Annotated in this window: 3 protein-coding genes; all 3 read left to right on the top strand. The window is 41.6% G+C overall.

Features of this window, described 5'->3' with window-relative positions:
* Nucleotides 1–170: 170 nt before the first annotated feature.
* Nucleotides 171–794, top strand: coding sequence for a hypothetical protein (locus GT748_RS15020; protein ID WP_119980791.1), 624 nt, complete (start codon nucleotides 171–173; stop codon nucleotides 792–794).
* A 10-nt stretch (nucleotides 795–804) separates the two neighbouring features.
* Nucleotides 805–1,365, top strand: coding sequence for a hypothetical protein (locus GT748_RS15015; protein WP_119980790.1), 561 nt, complete (start codon nucleotides 805–807; stop codon nucleotides 1,363–1,365).
* A 394-nt stretch (nucleotides 1,366–1,759) separates the two neighbouring features.
* On the top strand, nucleotides 1,760–2,326 hold the full coding sequence (locus tag GT748_RS15010) for a hypothetical protein (RefSeq protein ID WP_134107075.1): 567 nt from the start codon (nucleotides 1,760–1,762) through the stop codon (nucleotides 2,324–2,326).
* The last annotated feature ends 50 nt before the right edge of the window (nucleotides 2,327–2,376 follow it).

The raw sequence follows: 2,376 nt of genomic DNA, 5'->3' as shown, positions 1-2,376 counted from the left end.
CTGGCTGCAGTGCAAATTCGTTGCATTGCTATTTGGTGTGCTGTTTTGGCTTGATCTTGTGTAGACACTATTTAGGATACCAACGTCAATTTAGATAGATGGGCATCAGCGCGCGAAATATCCGTGTAATAAAAGAATACCAATCACACAATGATAGGAGTTGAAGAATTATGAAGAAAAAGCTGTTCACATTTGCACTTTGTATTATTATGGTAGCCGCAATAGCCGTGCCCGCATTTGCAGCGGAACCTCCGCAATGGAGTGAAGGTGACACCACCGTGATTGATCTTACCTACGAAGAGTTTATCAAAAAAACTGCAGAATTGAATGGAATTAGTGAGGAAGAAGCCGTACAGCTTTTTGAAGGAATTCGTAAAAATTCCCAAAGTGATGGTATAGCACCTTATGCTGATCTGGTCGATCATTATCAGGTGGTTTCAAAAACCTTTACTTATTCAAAAAATAGTACTTATAGTGCAACGTCCGAAGCAACATTGTGGCTTAGAGGAAAAGGCTCCTATTTTCAAATTCAAGGCGTAGTAGGAAGTGCCACAAGGATACAGACCGGAACATCCACCGCTTCTTGGGTGCAGTTGTACAATAACTACAACGCTTCATTCCCTTCTCTTTCTGTCGATTTTGTTGGAAGTGGATATTTTACTGAATCCAGAACGCATTCCGGAGGCGGCTCAGTAAATATTAACGGGTTTAATTTGACCGGCTCAACTGCATATACAGACACTTACTCCAGTGATACAATGAGCCTGATTTGGACATATAAGCTGTACGCTTAAGGAATAAAGGATGATTAATAAAAACATTATCTTTTGCTTGGAATATTTTTTATTGATATTTTTAGTAGGATGTACGGCGTTCAAAAATGTACCGGGTGAAGAATACCAATATGAGCAGCTTTCAGAAACGCCTGGAATTGACGCATACCAAGCAATTGAAACAATTTGTTCTCCTGAAGATGCTGCACTTATGGAAGAAGACTTTTACGAAGAAGCTAAACTATGGAGGTATACAGCCCAAAAGGAAGTGTTCGTCTGTAGAGGAAAAGAAAAAATAGAAGCGAATATAGTGTTGAAGCTTTGTGAGTACAAAGGATATTCGGCAATTTATGCGGTTATTGATTACGGTTTTGAAAATTCGGATGTTTGGGAGCAAACAAGTGAGGCATGGCTCAATATAAAAAACAGCCAAACGCCAGAAGCTTTGCCAGAGGCAACGCTCGGCGTGACCGTTACAGGAAAGGGGCTTCCCGATCCGATTTTGACCGTATGCTCCTTTTACCCTAACATATTTGATTTACAGTATCAAAAAGGAATATCCTTCGCTGAAGAAAAGTTTTCTTTCAAGTAACAAATCAGTTGCCATTCAAGTGCCGTTGCCGCACGAAATTGTAAAACTTCGTTCGATGACGGCACTATTTTAGCTCAATATTTTATCGCAGGCACCTCCTGATTATAACTTTAAAATAGGTATATAAGGACGCAGTGATTCCGGCTATCATTACACCGGAGGTTTTTGACCGAGTACAAAAACGCTGTGAACAGAACCAAAAAGCTCCGGCGCATACGAGAACGAATGTCAATTATATGCTGACAACAAAACTGTTTTGCAGAAACTGTGGCTCTATAATGGCAGGTGAAAGCGGAAAAGTCATACAGGCACATGGCACGATTATTATAAATGTGGGAACCGTAAACGCAATGGCCGCGCGGGATGCGATTTAAAATCAGTGCGAAAGGAATCTTTGGAACGTTTTGTAGTAAAGGCTGCGATAGAAAAGGCTCTCAATAAGGACACGATTGAACGTTTGACGCAAAAGCTTTTAGCTTATCAAAGCAGAGAAAATACACGTTTGCCGGTACTGCCGGCCGCGCTGAAAGATGTTAATAAACCAATCGAAAATATCGTATCTGCAATCGAACAGGGAATCATTATACCAGCTACCAAACAGCGGTTGGACGATTTAGAGGAGCAGCGTAAGGCGCTGGAGACAAACATCCTGCAGGAGCAGATCGCAAAGCCGCTTCTTACAAGGGAGCAGATTCTGTTCCGGTTTGAGCGGTTCCGGCAGGGCGACCCGAGTGTCTCGGCATATCAGCGAAACATCATAGATTGTTTTGTAAACTCGGTATATATTTTTGATGACCGATTCGTTGTCAATTTCAATTACAGAGACGGGGATAAACTGGTATCTCTGCAAGAGGTAAAAAGTTCGTCCTTAGCTGAATATGGTTTACCATTTGAGCCATCCTTTTCGGATGGCTCTTTTTTTGACGGAAAGCGTCAATATCGCTTTTTTCACGCCGTATAGTCAGGATTTTACGCAGAATGCTCCCGGAATTGATTGTTCGGCTTGTTTTT

The organism is Bittarella massiliensis (ex Durand et al. 2017), assembly GCF_009876955.1.
In the GTDB taxonomy this organism is placed as follows: domain Bacteria; phylum Bacillota; class Clostridia; order Oscillospirales; family Ruminococcaceae; genus Bittarella; species Bittarella massiliensis.
The sequence above is the reverse complement of the archived record's forward strand: the minus strand, read 5'-3'. Positions and strand labels throughout refer to the sequence as shown.

Bases quoted from the DNA above. Each gene is read 5' to 3' on its own strand.
- GT748_RS15020 (WP_119980791.1), top strand. From the start codon at position 171: ATGAAGAAAAAGCTGTTCACATTTGCACTTTGTATTATTATGGTAGCC.
- GT748_RS15015 (WP_119980790.1), top strand. From the start codon at position 805: ATGATTAATAAAAACATTATCTTTTGCTTGGAATATTTTTTATTGATA.